Origin of the sequence: Actinomadura luteofluorescens (genome assembly GCF_013409365.1) — a bacterium.
Lineage (GTDB): Bacteria > Actinomycetota > Actinomycetes > Streptosporangiales > Streptosporangiaceae > Spirillospora > Spirillospora luteofluorescens.
In genome coordinates this window covers 6,982,064-7,001,475 of sequence record NZ_JACCBA010000001.1, presented here as the reverse complement: position 1 = coordinate 7,001,475, position 19,412 = coordinate 6,982,064, and the positions used below count along the sequence as shown (strand labels likewise).

General features: G+C 67.9%; 12 protein-coding genes, 2 tRNA genes, 2 rRNA genes and 1 pseudogene. 5 read left to right on the top strand and 12 right to left on the bottom strand.

Annotation, left to right across the window (positions count from 1 at the left end; all coding sequences use genetic code 11):
* Nucleotides 1-139: 139 nt before the first annotated feature.
* Both BJY14_RS32460 and BJY14_RS32455 read right to left on the bottom strand, forming a co-directional pair.
* Nucleotides 140-3,252 (bottom strand): 23S ribosomal RNA (locus BJY14_RS32460).
* A gap of 438 nt (nucleotides 3,253-3,690) precedes the next feature.
* Nucleotides 3,691-5,210, bottom strand: a 16S ribosomal RNA gene (locus BJY14_RS32455).
* The 16S and 23S rRNA genes sit together here, the layout of an rRNA operon.
* A gap of 765 nt (nucleotides 5,211-5,975) precedes the next feature.
* Between BJY14_RS32455 and BJY14_RS32450 the strand changes: the two genes are divergently transcribed.
* Nucleotides 5,976-6,953, top strand: coding sequence for an efflux ABC transporter ATPase subunit, DrrA-related (locus BJY14_RS32450; protein WP_179847091.1), 978 nt, complete (start codon nucleotides 5,976-5,978; stop codon nucleotides 6,951-6,953).
* Complete coding sequence (locus BJY14_RS32445; RefSeq protein ID WP_179847090.1) at nucleotides 6,950-7,771, top strand: ABC transporter permease; 822 nt, start codon at nucleotides 6,950-6,952, stop codon at nucleotides 7,769-7,771. Before BJY14_RS32450 ends, BJY14_RS32445 begins: the two co-directional genes overlap by 4 nt.
* Before the next feature lie 91 nt (nucleotides 7,772-7,862).
* Here the strand turns inward: BJY14_RS32445 and BJY14_RS32440 are convergent, their stop codons facing one another.
* Complete coding sequence (locus BJY14_RS32440; RefSeq protein ID WP_179847089.1) at nucleotides 7,863-11,087, bottom strand: AfsR/SARP family transcriptional regulator; 3,225 nt, start codon at nucleotides 11,085-11,087, stop codon at nucleotides 7,863-7,865.
* A gap of 67 nt (nucleotides 11,088-11,154) precedes the next feature.
* Between BJY14_RS32440 and BJY14_RS32435 the strand changes: the two genes are divergently transcribed.
* The 3 genes from BJY14_RS32435 to BJY14_RS32425 all read left to right on the top strand — a co-directional run bounded on the left by BJY14_RS32435 (nucleotide 11,155) and on the right by BJY14_RS32425 (nucleotide 13,133).
* The gene (locus BJY14_RS32435) at nucleotides 11,155-11,412 is read left to right on the top strand and encodes a DUF7218 family protein (RefSeq protein WP_179847088.1); all 258 of its coding nucleotides are present in this window, start codon (nucleotides 11,155-11,157) and stop codon (nucleotides 11,410-11,412) included.
* Between the two features lie 62 nt (nucleotides 11,413-11,474).
* The gene (locus BJY14_RS32430) at nucleotides 11,475-11,984 is read left to right on the top strand and encodes a DUF1360 domain-containing protein (RefSeq protein ID WP_179847087.1); all 510 of its coding nucleotides are present in this window, start codon (nucleotides 11,475-11,477) and stop codon (nucleotides 11,982-11,984) included.
* A gap of 48 nt (nucleotides 11,985-12,032) precedes the next feature.
* The gene (locus tag BJY14_RS32425; RefSeq protein ID WP_179847086.1) at nucleotides 12,033-13,133 is read left to right on the top strand and encodes a baeRF2 domain-containing protein; all 1,101 of its coding nucleotides are present in this window, start codon (nucleotides 12,033-12,035) and stop codon (nucleotides 13,131-13,133) included.
* Between the two features lie 46 nt (nucleotides 13,134-13,179).
* Here BJY14_RS32425 and BJY14_RS32420 read toward each other — a convergent pair.
* From BJY14_RS32420 to BJY14_RS32380, 9 genes and pseudogenes are all read right to left on the bottom strand, one after another.
* Nucleotides 13,180-13,252, bottom strand: a tRNA-Ala gene (locus BJY14_RS32420).
* 84 nt (nucleotides 13,253-13,336) lie between these two features.
* Nucleotides 13,337-13,732 (bottom strand): hypothetical protein, encoded by a 396-nt coding sequence (locus BJY14_RS32415; RefSeq protein ID WP_179847085.1) that lies wholly within the window; start codon nucleotides 13,730-13,732, stop codon nucleotides 13,337-13,339.
* 113 nt (nucleotides 13,733-13,845) lie between these two features.
* Complete coding sequence (locus BJY14_RS32410; protein ID WP_179847084.1) at nucleotides 13,846-14,076, bottom strand: hypothetical protein; 231 nt, start codon at nucleotides 14,074-14,076, stop codon at nucleotides 13,846-13,848.
* Between the two features lie 627 nt (nucleotides 14,077-14,703).
* Nucleotides 14,704-14,776: transfer RNA gene (locus tag BJY14_RS32405), tRNA-Ala, on the bottom strand.
* A gap of 76 nt (nucleotides 14,777-14,852) precedes the next feature.
* Complete coding sequence (locus tag BJY14_RS32400) at nucleotides 14,853-15,515, bottom strand: histidine phosphatase family protein (protein WP_179847083.1); 663 nt, start codon at nucleotides 15,513-15,515, stop codon at nucleotides 14,853-14,855.
* Nucleotides 15,508-15,921 carry a ribosome silencing factor gene (gene rsfS, locus BJY14_RS32395; protein ID WP_179847082.1) on the bottom strand — a complete coding sequence of 138 codons (414 nt, stop codon included), beginning with the start codon at nucleotides 15,919-15,921 and terminating at the stop codon, nucleotides 15,508-15,510. The genes BJY14_RS32400 and rsfS overlap by 8 nt, the downstream gene beginning before the upstream one ends.
* 145 nt (nucleotides 15,922-16,066) lie before the next feature.
* Nucleotides 16,067-16,666 (bottom strand): nicotinate-nucleotide adenylyltransferase, encoded by a 600-nt coding sequence (gene nadD, locus BJY14_RS32390; protein WP_179847081.1) that lies wholly within the window; start codon nucleotides 16,664-16,666, stop codon nucleotides 16,067-16,069.
* Nucleotides 16,667-16,718: 52 nt separating this feature from the next.
* On the bottom strand, nucleotides 16,719-18,005 hold the full coding sequence (locus BJY14_RS32385) for a phenylacetate--CoA ligase family protein (RefSeq protein WP_218905685.1): 1,287 nt from the start codon (nucleotides 18,003-18,005) through the stop codon (nucleotides 16,719-16,721).
* A 97-nt stretch (nucleotides 18,006-18,102) separates the two neighbouring features.
* Nucleotides 18,103-19,302 (bottom strand): annotated as a pseudogene (locus BJY14_RS32380) (RNA-guided endonuclease InsQ/TnpB family protein).
* Between the last annotated feature and the right edge of the window lie 110 nt (nucleotides 19,303-19,412).

The following is a 19,412-nucleotide window of genomic DNA, read 5'->3' as shown; positions in this document are numbered from 1 at the left end:
GCAGGTGGGCAAATCCACGTCCGAACCATTCGGCTCGAAAAAATTCAGTTATCAACAACACACGGGAACCCAGTTGTTTCCTGGGAACCACACAGGGACGCGAACAATCTCTCGCAGCAATTCACTCTGAACGTTCAGTGTGTTCAAGCCACTCGGCCTATTAGTACCGGTCGACTCCACACGTTACCGCGCTTCCATCTCCGGCCTATCAACCCGGTCGTCTACCGGGGGCCTTACACCCCTGACGGGGTGGGAGAACTCATCTCGAGGAAGGCTTCCCGCTTAGATGCTTTCAGCGGTTATCCCGACCGAACGTAGCCAACCAGCCGTGCCCCTGGCGGGACAACTGGCACACCAGAGGTTCGTCCGTCCCGGTCCTCTCGTACTAGGGACAGACCCTCACAATTCTCCTACGCGCACAGCGGATAGGGACCGAACTGTCTCGCGACGTTCTAAACCCAGCTCGCGTGCCGCTTTAATGGGCGAACAGCCCAACCCTTGGGACCTACTCCAGCCCCAGGATGCGACGAGCCGACATCGAGGTGCCAAACCATCCCGTCGATATGGACTCTTGGGGAAGATCAGCCTGTTATCCCCGGGGTACCTTTTAGCCGTTGAGCGACACCACTTCCACACGTAGGTGCCGGATCACTAGGCCCTGCTTTCGCACCTGCTCGACACGTCCGTCTCACAGTCAAGCTCCCTTGTGCCCTTGCACTCGCCACCTGATTGCCAACCAGGCTGAGGGAACCTTTGGGCGCCTCCGTTACATTTTGGGAGGCAACCGCCCCAGTTAAACTACCCACCAGGCACTGTCCCCCACCCGGATACACGGGTGCGGGTTAGACGCTCAAAACGACCAGAGTGGTATTTCACCAATGACTCCACCCAAACTGGCGTCTGGGCTTCACAGTCTCCCACCTATCCTACACAAGACGCTCCAAGCGCCAATGCCAAGCTATAGTGAAGGTCCCGGGGTCTTTCCGTCCTGCTGCGCGAAACGAGCATCTTTACTCGTACTGCAATTTCGCCGGGCCTGTGGTTGAGACAGCGGGGAAGTCGTTACGCCATTCGTGCAGGTCGGAACTTACCCGACAAGGAATTTCGCTACCTTAGGATGGTTATAGTTACCACCGCCGTTTACCGGCGCTTAGATTCTCAGCTTCGAAGGAACAAGTCCCCCTAACCGGTCCTCTTAACGTTCCGGCACCGGGCAGGCGTCAGTCCGTATACAGCGTCTTACGACTTCGCACGGACCTGTGTTTTTAGTAAACAGTCGCTTCCCCCTGGCCTCTGCGACCCCACCCAGCTCAGACAGCAAATGCCATCACCGGGCGAGGTCCCCCTTCTCCCAAAGTTACGGGGGCAATTTGCCGAGTTCCTTAACCACAGTTCACCCGATCGCCTTGGTATTCTCTACCTGACCACCTGAGTCGGTTTGGGGTACGGGCCGCCGGTACACTCGCTAGAGGCTTTTCTCGGCAGCATGGGATCACTCACTTCACCTAAAACGGCTCGGCATCAGCTCTCAGGATACGTGAGAGACGGATTTACCTATCTCTCTCCCTACAGCCTTACCCCGGGACAACCATCGCCCGGGCTGAGCTACCCTCCTGCGTCACCCCATCACTCACCTACTACCCCCTCGGGCCCCACGCTCCCCACACAACAAGCCCGAAGGCCCGAAGCATGGTTCGGGTGGTTAGCATCAGAGGATTCAGCGTTGGCGCATACCAGCGGGTACGGGAATATCAACCCGTTGTCCATCGACTACGCCTGTCGGCCTCGCCTTAGGTCCCGACTTACCCTGGGCGGATTAGCCTGCCCCAGGAACCCTTGGTCATCCGGCGCACACGTTTCTCACGTGTGATTCGCTACTCATGCCTGCATTCTCACTCCCGCACCCTCCACCCCTGGGTCACCCCGAGGCTTCACCGGATACAGGACGCTCCCCTACCCATCAACACTTACGTGTCAATGCCACGGCTTCGGCGGTGTGCTTGAGCCCCGCTACATTGTCGGCGCGGAATCACTTGACCAGTGAGCTATTACGCACTCTTTCAAGGGTGGCTGCTTCTAAGCCAACCTCCTGGTTGTCACAGCAACTCCACATCCTTTCCCACTTAGCACACGCTTAGGGGCCTTAGCCGATGATCTGGGCTGTTTCCCTCTCGACTACGAAGCTTATCCCCCGCAGTCTCACTGCCGCGCTCTCACTTACCGGCATTCGGAGTTTGGCTGACGTCAGTAACCTGGTAGGGCCCATCAGCCATCCAGTAGCTCTACCTCCGGCAAGAAACACGCGACGCTGCACCTAAATGCATTTCGGGGAGAACCAGCTATCACGGAGTTTGATTGGCCTTTCACCCCTAACCACAGGTCATCCCCCAGGTTTTCAACCCTGGTGGGTTCGGGCCTCCACACCGTCTTACCGGCGCTTCACCCTGCCCATGGCTAGATCACTCCGCTTCGGGTCTACAGCATGCGACTAAAAACGCCCTATTCAGACTCGCTTTCGCTACGGCTACCCGCCACCGGTTAACCTCGCCACACACCATAACTCGCAGGCTCATTCTTCAAAAGGCACGCCATCACCAACAACAAGGAACAAGTCCCTGCTGAGGAGGCTCTGACGGCTTGTAGGCACACGGTTTCAGGTACTATTTCACGACCCCTCACCGGGGCACTTTTCACCTTTCCCTCACGGTACTGGTCCGCTATCGGTCATCAGGAAGTATTCAGCCTTACCACGTGGTCGTGGCAGATTCACACGGGATTTCACGGGCCCCGTGCTACTCGGGAACACACCCAGAAGCCACTCGAATTTCGTCTACCGGACTCTCACCGTCTACGGTCGGCCATCCCAAGCCATTCGACTATCCCAGCGGTTTATAACTCCTCGATTCAGCGGCAGCTGAACCAGGGTGGTCCCACAACCCCGCACACGCAACGCCTGCCGGCTATCACACGCGCACGGTTTAGGCTCCTCCGCTTTCGCTCACCACTACTCACGGAATCACTATTGTTTTCTCTTCCTGCGGGTACTGAGATGTTTCACTTCCCCGCGTTCCCACCAACCTGCCTATACATTCAGCAGGCGGCGACACCCCATGACGGGTGCCAGGTTTCCCCATTCGGAAATCCCCGGATCAAAGTCTGGTTGCCGACTCCCCGAGGCATATCGCAGGCTCCCACGTCCTTCATCGGCTCCTGATGCCAAGGCATCCACCGTATGCCCTTAAAAACTTGAACACACAAAACGATCAGAACAAATCGCAGATAAACAACAAACCCACAAAAACCCGAAGGCCTCTGCGAGTCCGTCATCTACCAGAGATGCTCGCGTCCACTGTGCAGTTCTCAAAAAACAACCGGGCCCACCAAAACCACACCCCAATCAAGGAATGTGGTCCTGGTCCCGTAGTCCGAGGTCGAGCTCGCGCCCGTTCCCTCAGGACCCAACAGCGTGTCCAACCCGCCACCCGCCTGAAACCGCCGTTCCCCTTCCCCCAGCCGAAACCGAAGGACGGTACTTGCCGGCTCACACACGCGGTGAGCTGAGTAGCCAGTGCTCCACATCTATGAGCAGCCACCTGACAGACACTCGCTGTCAACGGCGGCCACCGACCTGCGCACCCAGGAGCTCCGGAGAGATCCCAAGGTCAACGCGGGCCAGTTGGTGCTCCTTAGAAAGGAGGTGATCCAGCCGCACCTTCCGGTACGGCTACCTTGTTACGACTTCGTCCCAATCGCCGGCCCCACCTTCGACCGCTCCCCCCACACAAGGTGGTTGGGCCACGGGCTTCGGGTGTTGCCGACTTTCGTGACGTGACGGGCGGTGTGTACAAGGCCCGGGAACGTATTCACCGCAGCGTTGCTGATCTGCGATTACTAGCGACTCCGACTTCACGAAGTCGAGTTGCAGACTTCGATCCGAACTGAGACCGGCTTTAAGGGATTCGCTCCACCTCACGGTATCGCAGCCCTCTGTACCGGCCATTGTAGCATGTTTGCAGCCCAAGACATAAGGGGCATGATGACTTGACGTCATCCCCACCTTCCTCCGAGTTGACCCCGGCGGTCTCCCATGAGTCCCCACCCGAAGTGCTGGCAACATGGAACGAGGGTTGCGCTCGTTGCGGGACTTAACCCAACATCTCACGACACGAGCTGACGACAGCCATGCACCACCTGTCACCGGCCCAAAAGGACCCACCATCTCTGATGGTTTTCCGGCGATGTCAAGCCTTGGTAAGGTTCTTCGCGTTGCGTCGAATTAAGCAACATGCTCCGCCGCTTGTGCGGGCCCCCGTCAATTCCTTTGAGTTTTAGCCTTGCGGCCGTACTCCCCAGGCGGGGCGCTTAATGCGTTAGCTGCGGCGCGGAATCCGTGGAAGGACCCCACACCTAGCGCCCAACGTTTACGGCGTGGACTACCAGGGTATCTAATCCTGTTCGCTCCCCACGCTTTCGCTCCTCAGCGTCAGTACAGGCCCAGAGAACCGCCTTCGCCACCGGTGTTCCTCCCGATATCTGCGCATTTCACCGCTACACCGGGAATTCCATTCTCCCCTACCTGCCTCTAGTCTGCCCGTATCCACCGCAGACCCACGGTTAAGCCGTGGGCTTTCACGACAGACGCGACAAACCGCCTACGAGCTCTTTACGCCCAATAATTCCGGACAACGCTTGCGCCCTACGTATTACCGCGGCTGCTGGCACGTAGTTAGCCGGCGCTTCTTCTGCAGGTACCGTCACGTTAGCTTCGTCCCTGCTGAAAGAGGTTTACAACCCGAAGGCCGTCATCCCTCACGCGGCGTCGCTGCGTCAGGCTTCCGCCCATTGCGCAATATTCCCCACTGCTGCCTCCCGTAGGAGTCTGGGCCGTGTCTCAGTCCCAGTGTGACCGGTCGCCCTCTCAGGCCGGTTACCCGTCGTCGCCTTGGTAGGCCATCACCCCACCAACAAGCTGATAGGCCGCGAGCCCATCCCCAACCGAAAAACTTTCCACCACCCGATCATGAGACCAGTGGTTATATCCGGTATTAGACCCAGTTTCCCGGGCTTATCCCAGAGTCAGGGGCAGGTTGCTCACGTGTTACTCACCCGTTCGCCGCTCGAGTACCCCCGAAGGGGCCTTTCCGCTCGACTTGCATGTGTTAAGCACGCCGCCAGCGTTCGTCCTGAGCCAGGATCAAACTCTCCATCAAGGTCCAACGACCAGCCAGGGGGCGAACCCCGACCAGCCAAACCTCAGGAAACAATCCCAGCATCACCATCCCCACAAAGGGGACGGCATTGCCTCAAAGAAATCCCCACCACCCCACAAAGCAGGGCGGCACGGGGCGACCCGGCCAATCAATGACCGAGCCGATAAAGGCACTGGCTTTTAACACGCTGTTGAGTTCTCAAGAAACGGACACCCACCGCGCCGGACCCCGCTCTCGCGGCCCCCGGCTCCGGGGCAACCATGCTAACTTACCAGACTCATCTTCGGTGTCAAGTCGATCTGCGAAGATCTTTTTGACGTCCGAGGGTGTGTCCGGTCCCCCACGCGACGAACACCAACCAAGCCGAAGACTCGGAAGAGATCGTTCCGTGGGAGGCGCCCTGCGGGCCGGCCACCTTGCGGCGTCCTGCATCCCGTCCGGGCTTGTACTTCCAGAGTACCCCGGTGCGCAGAACGCTGCGAACCGTTTTCCTCTGTCAGTGTCCCCCGGGGCCGTCCGCCTGTCGGCGTCCCGCATCCCCTTGGGGCACCACAGAGATTAGGCAGCCTCGGAAGGCCCGTCAAATCGGGCTCGGCCACCTGTTCGCCCGTCCGCCGATACCCCCAGGTCACGTGCGGTTCACGTCGCCGGCGTTAGCGACCCGTCAGCGTCATGTCAGCGTCCGCGCCCCGCTGTCCGCGCGGCGTCAGCGCCCTCGTCCACGGTGGTGACCGTCACAGCGAAAGACTTACGGGAGGCACTCGGATGGATGATGTGATCCGCGCGGAGGGGCTGCGGAAACGGTTCGGGGACACCAAGGCCCTGGACGGTGTGGACATCACGGCTCGCCGCGGCACGGTGCTGGGGGTCCTCGGGCCGAACGGCGCGGGCAAGACCACCGCGGTGCGCGTGCTGGCGACGTTGCTGAAGCCGGACGCCGGCCGTGCCGAGGTGGGCGGGTACGACGTCGTCAAGGACGCGGTGCGCGTCCGGGCCAAGATCGGGCTGACCGGGCAGTACGCGTCGGTGGACGAGGAGCTGACCGGCTTCGAGAACCTCGTGATGATCGCCCGGCTGCTGGACTTCGGGCACGCGGAGGCGAAGGCGCGGGCGCGGCGGCTGCTCGACCGGTTCCGGCTCACCGACGCGGGGGCGCGCGCCGTGAAGACGTACTCGGGCGGGATGCGCCGCCGGCTGGACCTGGCGGCGAGCCTGATCAACCACCCGGAGATCATTTTTCTGGACGAGCCGACGACCGGGCTGGACCCGCGGGCGCGCAACGAGGTCTGGGACACGGTCCGGGAGGTCGTCGCCGAGGGGGCGACGGTCCTGCTGACCACGCAGTACCTGGAGGAGGCCGACGCGCTCGCCGACCGGATCGCGGTGTTCGACCACGGGCGGGTCATCGCCGAGGGCACCTCCGACGACCTGAAGGGGCGGATCGGGCGGCAGACGCTGGTGGTCCGGGCGGCCGAGCCGTTCCGCACGGCGCAGCTCACCGCGATCGTCGCGGAGCTGACCGGGGAGCGTCCGGAGGTGCAGGAGGCCGCGGGCCTCGTCACGGCGCCCGTGCACGACCCGCGCCTGCTCTCGGTCCTGGTGAGGCGGCTGGACGAGGCGTCCATCGTGGCGGCCGAGCTGGCGTTGCGGATGCCGAGCCTCGACGAGGTGTTCCTCACGCTGACGGGCCATCACGCCGAAGAGCCCACGTCCGAGCTCGTTTCCGAGGGGAGCCTGGCATGACCGCCATCACCGTCGACAGCCGTCCGTCCGCCGCGGAGCCGCCCGCGCGCATCAGCATGAAGCGGACCCTGCGGCACGGGCTGACGCTGGCGTGGCGCAACGTCGCCCAGTTGAGGCACTCGCCGGAGAAGCTGCTGGACACGACGCTCATGCCGATCGTGTTCCTGCTGCTGTTCCTGTACGTGTTCGGCGGCGCGGTGGCCGGCGACACGCATTCCTACCTGCAGAAGCTGCTCCCGGGGCTCGTCGCGCAGATGGCGATGTTCGCCACGATGGGGCTCGGGACGGCGCTGAACGAGGACATCCACAAGGGAGTGTTCGACCGGTTCCGGAGCCTTCCGATCGCCCGTTCGGCGCCGCTGCTCGGGACGGTCCTCGGGGACACGGTCCGGTTCATCACCGTGATGACGGTGCTCGTCGGGTTCGGGTCGGTCCTCGGGTTCCGGTTCCACACCGATCCGCTGTCGGTGCTGGCGGCGTTCGCGCTGGCGTACGTGTTCTACCTGGCGGTCTGCTGGATCTCCGTGCTCGTGGGGCTGGTCGCCCCGACGCCGGAGACGGTGCAGGGGCTGGCGTTCATCTGGGTGATGCCGCTGACGTTCGGCAGCAGCATCCTCGTGCCGGACACGTCCACGATGCCGGGCTGGCTGGAGGCCTGGACGAAGGTCAACCCGGTCACGCACCTGGCGGAGTCGGTGCGGGCGCTGACCGTCGGCGGCCCGATCGGGAACCACGCCTGGTACACGCTCGCCTGGGCCGCGGGGATCGTCCTGGTGACGTTCCCGCTGGCCATGCGCATGTACTCGCGGAGAGCATGACGTCCCCCCGAACGCGCGTCGCCCCGGAGATCCGTTCTCGGGGCGACGCGCCTTTCGGGCACCGAAGACGCCGACCTGGGAACGGGTGCGCTCAGATGGAGGTGACCAGCCCGTCCGCCTGCTCGAAGACCTCGTCCCGGGTGACCAGGCGCCCACGCTCGTACGCCGCGGCGAACGCCTCCTCGCCGAGGACGCCGCTGACGAGCGGGAGCGTCCTGCAGACCTCGTAGTTCGCCGCGTCGCGGTAGCCGAGCAGGTTGTGCGCCGTGCCCAGCAGCTCGGCGGCGCGGATGTGCTCCCCGCGCGCGGCCGCGTAGGCGGCGGCGCCCTCGACGAGGGCCGCCACGGTCGGATTTCCCATGAGCGCGTCGTTCGGCAGGTCGCCCAGCGCCTGGACGTGCCGGCGCTTCGCGGCCTCCAGGTCGCCGTCCTCCTCCGCCAGGCAGCCGAGGCGGCTGAACGTCCTGCGGGCGGTCTGCGCGAAGTCGGGGCGGTGCCCACGCGACTCGACCCACGCGCACGCGCGGTCGGCATGGCCGTGGGCGGCCTCGCGGTCGCCTTCGAGCAGCGCTATCTCGCACAGCATGAGGGACGAGTTCGCGGCGTCGGCGAGCTCGCCGATGCGCTCGGACTGCGCCATGGCGCGTTCGAGGTCGGCTCGGGCGCGCTCGATCTCACCCTGCCGGGCGCGCGCCCACGCGAGCTGGGCCAGCAGCGCGGAGCCCTGCTCGGGGCTGACACCGCCCGTGGCGTAGCCGTGGGCCTCCTCACCGAGGCGGACGGCCTCCACCAGGTCGCCGCGCGCCATGGCGGTCTGCATCATCCCGCTCAACCCGACGATCATTCCGAACCGGTCGCCCAGCTCGCGGAACCGCGCGTAGCCGTCGGCGGCCTGCTCGGCGGCGTCGTCGATCTCGCCGTGGTTGATCCCCATGTGCGCGAGGATGACGCGGACGACGGCGCGCACCCACGGGTCGGCGTGGTCGCGGATGCGGCCGAGGCTCCGCCGGACCTCCGCCATGTCCCCGCCGAACATGCTGGCCCCCGTCTCGGCGAGGGCGAGCAGGGGATGCATGGGCACCGGGGGCACCGCGGCCGCCGCGTCGCTCATGGCCCGGCGCAGCGACTCCTGCGTGGGCCCCGACTCCCTGGTCATCTCGGTGACCATGGCGGCGGCGACCACGCTGATCGCGTACTGCTCCTCCAGGCCGGGGGGCGCGGCGCCGCCCGCCATGTCGCGGACGGCGACCGTCCAGCCGCCCGATTCCCGCTCCATGTCGCGCAGGATCCAGAACCACACCAGCGCGCCCACGAGCCGCAGGGCGGCCTCGACGTCTCCGACCTCGGTGACGTGCCGGAAGACGACGGTGATGTTCTCGCGTTCGGCGGCCAGGCGGGCGGACCAGACCAGCTGGTCGTGGCGGCGCAGCTCCGGCTCGGCGCGCTCGGCGAACTCGACCAGATAGGCGGCGTGCGCGTCGCGGACGCGGCGGGTCTCGCCGGCCTCCTCCAGCCGCTCCGCCGCGTAGACGCGGACGGTCTCCAGCAGCCGGTAGCGGACGTCGGTGTCGCCGTCGGCCATCACCAGCGACTTGTCGATAAGCGCGGCGATCACGTCGATGACGTCCTGCGGGTCGGGCGCGTCCGGCGCGTCGAGACCGCAGACGCGGACGGCGGCTTCCGGCGTGGCGCCGCCGGCGAACACCGCGAGGCGGCGCAGGACGGCGCGCTCCGTCTCGTCCAGCAGGTCCCAGCTCCAGTCGACGACGGCGCGCAGGGTCCGGTGCCGGGGCAGTGCGGTGCGGCTGCCGCCGGTCAGCAGCCGGAACCGGTCGCCGAGGCGGGCCGCGACCTGGCCGGGGGTGAGGGAGCGGAGCCGGGCGGCGGCCAGCTCGATCGCGAGCGGGATCCCGTCGAGCGCGCGGCAGATCGCGACGACGTCGGCGACGCTGCCGGCGTCAACGGCGAAGCCGGGGCGGACGGCGGCGGCGCGGTCGGCGAACAGCTGCACCGAGGCGTAGCCGAGGGCGTCGGCCGGGTCGGCGTCGTCCTCGGCGGGCAGCGGGAGGGACGGCACAGGGCACAGCGATTCGCCGGTGATGCCGAGCGGTTCGCGGCTGGTCGCGAGGACGCGGACGCCGTCGGCGTGCGCGACGACGTGGTCGACGAGCCGGGCGACGGCGTCGATGAGGTGCTCGCAGTTGTCGAGGACGAGCACGGTGCGCCGGGTGGCGAGGAAGTCGGTGAGCCGGTCGAGGGGCCGCACCACGGCGCGGGTCTCGGCGGGCCGGACGTTCTCGGGGACCGCCAGCGCCGACAGCACCGCCTGCACGACGTCGCCCGGGTCGCTGACCGGCGCGAGCGGGACGAACCACACGCCGTCCGGCATCTCGTCGAGGAGCGCGGCGGCGCTCTCGCCGGCCAGCCGCGTCTTGCCGGCGCCGCCGGGGCCGGTGAGGGTGACCAGGCGGGTCTCGCGGAGCAGCTTGCCGACCCGCTGCGACTCCTCCTCCCGTCCCACGAAGCTGGTGAGCTGCGCGGGCAGGTTGGAGCGGGCGGGCCGCGGGACGGCGGATGCCGGCTCGGGCGGCGGGGCCGTCGCCTCCCGCCGGAGGATCGACAGGTGGACGGCGGCGAGCTCCGGGGACGGGTCGACGCCGAGCCGGTCGGCGAGGGCGCGCCGCGTCTCCTCGTACACCTCCAGGGCGTCGGCCTGGCGTCCCGCCGCGTACAGGGCGCGCATCAGCTGGCCGCGCAGCCGCTCGCGCAGCGGGTGCGCGGCGGCGAGGGGCTCCAGCTCGGCGACCGGCGGGACGGGGAGCCCGGCGGCGATCTCGGCGTCGACGCGGTCCTCCACGGCGGCGAGCCGCAGTTCCTCCAGCCGCACGATGGTCGGGTGGGCGAAATCGCTGTCGGCGACGTCGGCGAGGGCGGAGCCGCGCCACAGCGCGAGCGCCGCGCGCAGGCCGTCCGCCCGCGCGCCGGGGTCCGGCTCGGCGCGGGCGGCGGCGACCGCGCGCTCGAACGCGACCGCGTCGATCTCGGCGGGGTCGATCCCGAGCCGGTAGCCCGCCGGGCCGTGCTCGACCATGTCCCGCCCGGCGACGCCGCGCAGCCGGGACACGAGCGCCTGGAGCGCGTTCCCGCCGGGCGGGGAGCCCTCCCACAGGTCGTCCAGCAGCCGCTCGGCCGACACGGGACGGCCCGCCTCGGCCGCCAGCCGTACGAGGAGGGCGCGCAGCCTGCGGCCCGCGACCTCGACGGGCCGCGCGGCCGCGTCCCGCACGTCGAGCGGTCCCAGGATGCCGATGCGCACGCGTGCCCCCTTCCCGGGTGCCATTGTCCCCGATGTGTGGATCTCGCGAGCCGGGTACGGCTTCCTTATGCCTAGAGCACAGATCAAGGACGAGAAGAAGTACCAGAAGCTCCGCGAGAAGGGCGAGAGCAAGGAGAAGGCCGCGCGGATCGCGAACGCCTCCGCGGCCCAGGGAGAGAAGAAGGTCGGGCGCAGGGGCGGTAAGAGCCCGTCCTACGACGAGTGGACGAAGGACGAACTGCTCAAGCGCGCCCGCGAGATCGGCATCGAGGGCCGCTCCTCGATGAACAAGCCGGATCTGGTCAAGGCGCTGCGCGACCACTAGGCGCTCTTCGCACCGAGGGCAGCCGATCCCTGCCTGATCGCCCCCCGAAAGAAGGAGAGCCCATGAACGGGGTCGTCGACACCGCGCGCAGGCAGAAGGAGGAGTACGCCGCCGGGGAGGACCGGCCGCTCGGCTCCTACCTCGGCACGCTCGCTGTCTACGCCCTCACGACGGGGACGCTGGCGCTGCTCGGCCGCCGTCTCCGCGACCGCGCCCCCGCGATCGGTCTCGCCGACCTGGCGCTGATGACGATCACGACGCACAAGGCGTCCCGGCTGATCACGAAGGACCCGGTGACGAGCCCCCTGCGCGCCCCGTTCACCCGCTACTCGGGGACGGCCGGCCCGGCCGAGCTGTCGGAGGAGGTGCGCGGCAAGGGGGTCCGGCACGCCGTCGGCGAGCTGATCACCTGCCCGTTCTGCACCTCCCAGTGGGTCGCGACGGCGTACGCGGCGGGCCTGGTGTTCGCCCCGGACGCGACCCGTCTCGCCGGTGCCACGATGACCGCGGTCGCCGGCTCGGACTGGTTGCAGCTCGCCTACGCGCGGCTCCAGAACTCCGCCGAAGGCTGACGCCCCAAGCGCCACGTTTGTCACAGATACGGGGGGTACGGCGAACCCATGGATCTGGCATTCCTCAAAACGCTGTACCAAAAGCCGGGACCGTACGCGTCGGTGTACGCCGACCTCACCCGGACCACCGAGGACGCGTCCAAGGCCGCGGAGCTGCGGTGGCGGGCGCTGCGATCGGAGCTGGAGGCCCGGAACACGCCGGACGCCACGCTCCGCGCGGTCGAGCGGACCATCCAGGACGACCTGGAACTGCGCCGCTCCGAAGGCATCGTGATCTTCGCGGCGGACGGCGAGGTGGTGCACACCGAGCGCCTTCCCGGCCCGCCCCGCGGCACGCGCGCCACCCTCGGCCCGCTCCCCGACGTCCTCCCCTACCTCGCCGAGCGCGGCGAGCGGTTCCCGCACCTGCTCGCGGTCGTCGACCGGCGCGGCGGCACGATCGACTGCGTCACCGCCGACGGCAGGCGCGAGCGCATCGACGTGGACGGGGACGAGGACTACCCCATCCGCAAGGTCAAGGCGGGCGACTGGAACCAGTCCCGTTTCCAGCGCTCCTCGGAGAACGTCTGGAAGCTCAACGCCAAGAAGGTCGCCCACGAGATCGACAGGGCCGCGGAACGCTGCGGCGCCGAGGCCGTCGTGATCGCCGGTGACACCCGCGCGCGGACGGCCGTCCTGGAGGAGGTCTCGGACCACGTCCTGGAGCACACCGTCGAGGCGGACAAGAACACCACGGTCGACGACCCGGACCTCGACGCCGAACTGCGGCGTCTCCTGCGACTGAAGTCCACCGAGCGCATCATGACCGTGGCGGAGCGGTTCGACCGGGAACTCGCGAACGGGCAGCGCGCCGTCTCCGGACTGGACGCGACGACGGAGGCCGTGCGCCAGGCCCGGGTGGAGACGCTCCTGCTGGCGGACGAACCGGACTCGCAGGCGCGGCTGTGGGTCGGCCCCGACCCGTCCCAGGTCGCCACCACCGCCGAGGAGCTGCGCGAGGAGTTCGGCGTCTCCGACCCCCGTGAGGAACGCGCCGACGCCGCCCTGGTGAGAGCGGCCGCGGCGACGGACGGCGAACTGGTCGTCCTGCCTTCGGACGGCCCGGCCCCGGCCCTGCAGGTGGGCGCCGTCCTGCGCTTCACCGCCTGAGAAACGAAAAGGAGTGGCGCCCTGGGCGACACTCCCGAATCGTTTGTGGAGCTATGGGGATTCGAACCCCAGACCTCCTCCATGCCATGGAGGCGCGCTACCAACTGCGCCATAGCCCCTCGCGAGGAAAAGCTTAGTGCACGTTGGGAGCGGTTGGGACGCGCGGGCCGCGGAGGGTCACTCCTCCGCGGCCGGCGCCCGGGTCAGGTGTTCCGCGAGGTGTAGACGTACCAGCGGTCGTTGATCGTCGGCACACGGACGGTAAGGCTTTTGAGCCACTCGACCGAGCCGAGGGACTTGTCGCTCTCGACCTTCTTGCCGTTCTCGTCGGTGTACTCGGTGTGGACCTCGTTGCTGTACTGGTCCTTCTGATCCCTCTGCTGCTGCACGATGGAGCACAGCGTCCGGCCGAGGTCGGGCTGGTTCGGGAGCAGCTTGAACGACGACAGCACGTCGAGCGCCTTGGCGCAGTCGTCGACCTGGTAGCCCTGCGCGTCGGGCGGCGGAGCGGCCTGCGCGGGAACGGTCGTCGCCGCGACGGACGCCCCGGCGACGGCTGCCGCGAGCAGCAGCCTCTTCCCGGTGAACCGGCTTCTCATGGGGTCAACCCTCATCTCGATCATGCATCGCCACGTGAGGGCCTTCCCGCATGATCGACACGGCGAAGCGCGGCGGGAGGAAAGGTAGCCGCCGTCATGGTGAAGGCTTTGCGTCAGCTCCAGCCGAGGCGTTCGCCGACCTCGTCGGGCGCGTACCCCCGCTGCCCGCCGTCGCCGATCCACACGATCCCGTCGGCCTGCGCGAGGGTCCCGACGCCGTGCTCCTGCGGCATCCGCGGCTGGATCGCCAGCCGCACCTCGGCCCCGGGATCGAACCGGCGCAGCTCATCGATGAGGTCGGCCACGGTGACCTCGCGCTTCGCCCCCCTGCGGTGTCTTCCCATACCCCGCATGAAACCATCCCCCCGCCCATGCTCAGCCCCACCCGCACACAATCAGAACCGCGCCCCGAATGCGGCAAGGAGCGAAGCCCCCAAGCCACGCAGGCGAAGCCCGCACAACACCCCCCACCACCCCGCAGATGCCCAGAAACCCGAACCAAAAGGGGGGTGAGGGGCGGAGCCCCAACACGCGGGCGAAGCCCGCACAAGCAACCCCACGCCAACCCGCAGATGCCCAGAAACCCGAGCCAGAAGGGGGCAAGGGGCGAAGCCCCAAACCACGCAGGCGAAGCCCGCACAACGCCCCACCAACTCGCCAGATGCCCGGAACGCTGAGCCAGAAGGGGAGCGAGGGGCGGAGCCCCAACACGCGGGCGAAGCCCGCACAGCAACCCCACGCCAACCCGCAGATGCTCAAAAACCCGAACCAAAAGGGGGGCGAGGGGCGAAGCCCCAAACAAGCGAAGCCCGTGCGCGTCACCAACCCGCAGGTGGTCAGGAAGCTGAGCCGGGAGGGGGCGTGGGGGCGGAGCCCCCACATCGGGGGTCTGGGGGTCGCCCCCCAGAAGACATAAAGAAGGGAGTCCCCACCCACGCTTTCCGTGAGTACAGGACTCCCAACTCCGTTCGTGGAGCTATGGGGATTCGAACCCCAGACCTCCTCCATGCCATGGAGGCGCGCTACCAACTGCGCCATAGCCCCGCCGCCGCGTGGACGTTCATCCCGCGGCGCCCAGCCAGTGTATAGGACGGCCGGGGCTGGTCTCGAATCGTTTGGGTCAGGCGCCGGCGTCGGGGCGGTCGTCGCTGAGGACGGGTTCGGGGAGGGTGCCGGCGTTGTGTTCGGCGAGGCGCCAGCCGCCGTCGCGCATTTCGGTGATGACGGACCAGCAGCAGTTGGAGAGGCCGCCGAGGCGTTCCCAGACTTCTTCGGGGAGGCCAATGAGGTGGGACATGCCGAGGCGGAGTGCGGCGCCGTGGGAGGCGACGACGAGCTGGCCGGTGGGCGGCAGGTCGTCGAGGGCGCGTTCGAGGGCGGCGCCGACCCGTTTGGCGACCTGGGCGCTGGTCTCGCCGCCGGGCGGCTGCCAGGCGGCGTGCTCGACGGGGTAGCGTTCGCGGATTTCGCGGGAGGTGAGGCCTTCCCAGGCGCCGCCGTCGCGTTCGATGAGGTCGCGGTCGTAGCCGACGGGCAGTCCGGTGACTTCGGCGAGGGCTTGGGCGGTGTCGGCTGCGCGGCGCAGCGGTGAGGAGAGCAGCGCGGTGGGGCGGAGGCCGGCGAGGAGCCGGGCGGCGCGCCGGGCCTGCTCGATGCCCGTCTCGTCGAGGGGGATGTCGGTCTTGCCCTGGAAGCGGCGTTCGACGTTCCATGCGGTCTGGCCGTGGCGCCAGAGGACGAGGCGGCGTCTGCCCGGTTCGCGGGCCGGGCGGGCGTCACTCACTGGGGCTCCCGACGGCGCGGGCGCGCTGGGCCTGGTGGGCGGTGACGCTTTCCGGCAGGTCGATGAGGGGGCAGTCTTTCCAGAGCCGTTCGAGGGCGTAGAACATGCGGTCTTCTTCGTGCTGGATGTGCACGATGATGTCGGCGTAGTCCAGCAGGACCCAGCGGCCCTCGCGTTCGCCCTCGCGGCGGACGGGCTTGGCCTCGGCCTCTTCGCGCAGGCGCTTCTCGACCTCGTCCACGATGGCGCGGACCTGCCGGTCGTTGGGGGCCGAGCAGAGCAGGAACGCGTCGGTGATGACGAGCTGCTCGCTCACGTCGTAGGCAAGGATGTCGTCGGCCAGCTTGTCGCCCGCCGCCTCGGCGGCGATCCGGACGAGCTGCGCCGCCCTCTCGGATGCGGTCACGGTGCGCTCGCGATCCTCCCTGTAGGGGTCGTCTCCGCTCCCACCTTCTCATGTGAGGCGGTCGATCGACCTCTTTGTCGTTGTTCGACCGCTATGGCAGATGCGGCCCCGGTCTCCGTCCAGAATATGTGGCCGGGGCGCCGCGTCAGGCGGCACCGCGGTAGAGGCCCCGCTTGTTGATGTACTGGACGATCCCGTCCGGGACGAGATACCAGATGGGTTCGCCGCTGCCGACCCGTTCGCGGCACTCGGTGGAGGAGATCGACAGGGCGGGCACCTCCATGAGGGAGACGCGCCCGTCGGGCAGCCCGGGGTCGGCGAGCCGGTGGCCGGGGCGGGTGACACCGATGAAGTGGGCAAGTTCGAACAGTTCGTCGGTGTCGTGCCAGGTGAGCATCTTCTCCAGCGCGTCCGCGCCGGTGATGAAGAACAGGTCGGTGTCGGGGCCCTGGATCTCGCGCATGTCGCGGAGCGTGTCGACGGTGTAGGTGGCGCCGGGCCGGTCGATGTCGATGCGGCTGACGGAGAAGCGCGGGTTGGACGCGGTGGCGATGACGGCCATGAGGTAGCGGTCCTCGGCGGCGACGACCTTGGCCCCCTCCTTGTGGGCCGAGATGCCGGTGGGCACGAACACGACCTCGTCCAGGGAGAAGAAGTGCGCGACCTCGCTGGCGGCCACGAGGTGCCCGTGGTGGATCGGGTCGAACGTGCCGCCCATGATCCCCAGTCGCCGCTTTTGCGTCATAGCGACGACAATAGCCAGCCGGCCGCCGTCCGGAGCGTCCGCCCCCGGCGGCTCAGCCGAGGCCGGGCAGCGGCGGGTCGCCGTCCTCCCAGGTCACGACGCGGACGGCTTTGCCCACCTCGACCCTCGGCACGGTGCCCCCGGGCAGGACCGCGACCTCGGCGGTGAGGCCGAGCGTCTCGTACAGGGCGTGGACGAGGGCGGCCTCGGGGTCGCCGGAGAGGGCCTCGCAGACGACCAGGAGCCGCGCGGCGGGGCTGCGCCGGTCCACGACGAGCTGGTAGTGCGGCCGGACGAGCCCGGAGCCGAGCAGGACCCGCTCGACCTCGCTCGGGTACACGTTCACACCCCGGACGACGATCATGTCGTCGGCGCGGCCGAGGATCTTGCTCATCCGCACGAGCGTTCGTCCGCAGGGGCATTCGCCGCGGGTGAGGGACGCGATGTCGCCCGTCCGGTAGCGCAGCAGCGGCAGCGCCTGCTTGGTGGGGGTGGTGAAGACGAGCTCGCCCGGGACGCCGTCCTCGACGGGGACGCCGGTGGCGGGATCGACGGCCTCGACGATGAAGTGGTCCTCGTTGACGTGCAGCCCGTCCTGCTCCAGGCATTCGGTGGCCACCCCGGGCCCGATGATCTCCGACAGGCCGTACACGTCCATCGCCTTGATCGGCAGGACGTCCTCGATGGCGGTGCGCAACTCCTCCGACCACGGCTCGGCGCCGAAGAGCCCGGCCTTCAGCGACGTCACGTCGACCCCGGCCTCGGCGACGGCCTCCCCCAGCCGGAGCGCGTACGCGGGGGTGCAGGTGAGGATGTCGGGGCGCAGGTCGGCGAGCATGCGCACCTGCCGGTCGGTCATGCCGCCCGACATCGGCACCACGGTCGCGCCGAGCGCGACGGCCCCCTGGTGGATGCCGATCCCGCCGGTGAACAGCCCGTACCCGTAGGCGTTGTGGACGATGCTGCCCGGCGACGCCCCGGCGCACGACAGGGAGCGCGCGCACATCGCCGCCCACAGGTCGAGGTCGGCCCTGGTGTAGGCGACGAGCGTCGGGCGCCCCCGCGTCCCGCTGGACCCGTGCACGGCGGCGACCTGGTCGCGCGGCACGGCGAGCATCCCGAACGGGTAGTGGTCCCAGAGGTCCTGCTTGGTGGTGAACGGGAGGTCCCGCAGCCCGGCGAGCGTCACGTCGGCCCCGCGCCCGACCCCGGCCTCCTTGAGCCGCCGCCCCTGCACGCCGCCGGCCGCGAGGAGCCGGTCCACCAGCCCCCACACCCGGTGCCGCTGCAGCGCGGCGCGCTCGTCGAGGGACATCGCCTCGGCCTTCGGGTCGAACATGGCTGCCTCCAGGGGCGCGGCCAGAGCCGGACGGGGCACCCGCGGCGGGGAACCCTGCGGCACGGTGGATCGTCGGAACTACCATGCCAGACTTGGCTTATCCCCTGTTGAAAGGAATTTCCCGCTTCGTCGCCGATCGCCCGCTCGGAAAGAAGACTCCCGTTGAGGTCTGACATCGGCTCCACAGGCGTTTCGCCTCTCCGCCAGCCCGACGGCGAGGATGTTGCGGGCCGCGTTGACGTCTCTGTCGTGCTCCGCTCCGCACGAGCACGTCCAGGTGCGAACGCCCAGCGGCAGGTCCCGCCGGACCGCCCCGCACTCGGAGCAGCGTTTGGACGACGGATACCAGCGGTCGATGACCACGAGGTCACGTCCGTACGAGGCGCACTTGTACTCCAGCATGAACCGCATCTCCCGCCAGGGCCGCATCCGTGATCGCGCGCGCGAGGCGATGGTTGCGCACCATGCCGGCCACGTTGAGGTCCTCGATGACGACCGCTTGGTTCTCGCGGACGAGCCGGGTCGTGAGCTTGTGGAGGAAGTCGCGTCGCCGGTCGGCGATTCTCGCGTGGACGCGCGCAAGCCGGAGCCGGGCCTCGGCATGGCCGGCAGACCCCGGCTCTCTTCGCGACAGCACGCGTTGCGCTTTGAGGAGCCTGCGCCGATCGGAGCGCTCATGGCGGGGATTGCACACTTTCTCCCCTGCGGACGTGGTGACGAGGGCTGTGATGCCGGCGTCCAATCCGACCGACTTATCTGTCGGCGCCATGAGTTCGACGGGGATCTCGCACAGGAGGGACACGAACCAGCGTCCTGCCGGGTCGCGCGACACCGTCACGGTGGAGGGCTCCACTCCCTCCGGCAGCGGGCGCGACCACACGACGCGCAGCGGCTCCTTCAGCTTGGCCAAGGACAGGCGGCCGTCGGCGTATCTGAAGGCAGATCGGGTGTACTCGGCGGACGCGCGCGAGCGCTTGCGCGACTTGAATCGGGGATGTCCCGCCCGCTTGGCGGAATAGTTGAGGAAAGCCGTCTGGAGGTGCCGCAGCGCCTGCTGCAGAGGCACGCAGGAGACCTCGTTGAGGAACGAGAAATCGTCTTCCCGCTTCCAGGCCGTCAGAGCCGCAGACGACTCTTTGTACGCCATGCTCCGGCCCTTCTGGTGAGCCTTGATGCGCGCCTCCAAGGCCATGTTGTAGACCAGACGAACACAACCAAAGGTTCGGCTCAGGTGCTCGACCTGTTCCGAGGTCGGGTAGAAGCGGTACCGGAAGGACCGGCGGACACAGTGCGTCACACTGTGAACACTATTCGAACATGCCGGCGAAGGTCGGACAGACGCGTGGACCCGCAGCCCCGGACGTTCCCGGGGCATGGCGCCGTCTCACGTCCGCCCGTTGATAAGGC

Coding starts and splice junctions, on each gene's coding strand:
- BJY14_RS32450 (WP_179847091.1), top strand. CDS start 5,976: ATGGATGATGTGATCCGCGCGGAGGGGCTGCGGAAACGGTTCGGGGAC.
- BJY14_RS32445 (WP_179847090.1), top strand. CDS start 6,950: ATGACCGCCATCACCGTCGACAGCCGTCCGTCCGCCGCGGAGCCGCCC.
- BJY14_RS32435 (WP_179847088.1), top strand. CDS start 11,155: ATGCCTAGAGCACAGATCAAGGACGAGAAGAAGTACCAGAAGCTCCGC.
- BJY14_RS32430 (WP_179847087.1), top strand. CDS start 11,475: ATGAACGGGGTCGTCGACACCGCGCGCAGGCAGAAGGAGGAGTACGCC.
- BJY14_RS32425 (WP_179847086.1), top strand. CDS start 12,033: ATGGATCTGGCATTCCTCAAAACGCTGTACCAAAAGCCGGGACCGTAC.
- BJY14_RS32415 (WP_179847085.1), bottom strand. CDS start 13,732: ATGAGAAGCCGGTTCACCGGGAAGAGGCTGCTGCTCGCGGCAGCCGTC.
- BJY14_RS32410 (WP_179847084.1), bottom strand. CDS start 14,076: ATGGGAAGACACCGCAGGGGGGCGAAGCGCGAGGTCACCGTGGCCGAC.
- nadD (WP_179847081.1), bottom strand. CDS start 16,666: ATGACGCAAAAGCGGCGACTGGGGATCATGGGCGGCACGTTCGACCCG.
- BJY14_RS32385 (WP_218905685.1), bottom strand. CDS start 18,005: ATGTTCGACCCGAAGGCCGAGGCGATGTCCCTCGACGAGCGCGCCGCG.